This window comes from Bacteroides caecigallinarum (genome assembly GCF_016902295.1).
Lineage (GTDB): Bacteria > Bacteroidota > Bacteroidia > Bacteroidales > Bacteroidaceae > Phocaeicola > Phocaeicola caecigallinarum_A.
Window position 1 is genome coordinate 1 of the sequence record NZ_JACJLQ010000218.1, and the last position, 235, is coordinate 235.

The following is a 235-nucleotide window of genomic DNA, read 5'->3' on the forward strand; positions in this document are numbered from 1 at the left end:
TGACCATTATAGGCATGCTCTATGACGTGGAACGTATAGCCGATGACGACAACATGAATGCACAGCAGCGTATGGAACTGCGTAAACGGCTTGCATATCCTATAATCTGTTCGTTTGAGAAATGGTGTCTTGCGGAGTATGGTAAGGTTCTTCCTAAAAGTCCGATAGGACAAGCCATGCACTACTTCCTTAATCATGTGCGCCAGCTGGCACATTATACAATGGACGGTAAATA

1 protein-coding gene is annotated in these 235 nt (G+C 44.7%); it reads left to right on the forward strand.

Annotated features, from left to right (window positions below):
- A partial coding sequence (locus H6A27_RS14880; protein ID WP_204509232.1) for an IS66 family transposase occupies nt 1-235 on the forward strand: 235 nt, incomplete at both ends.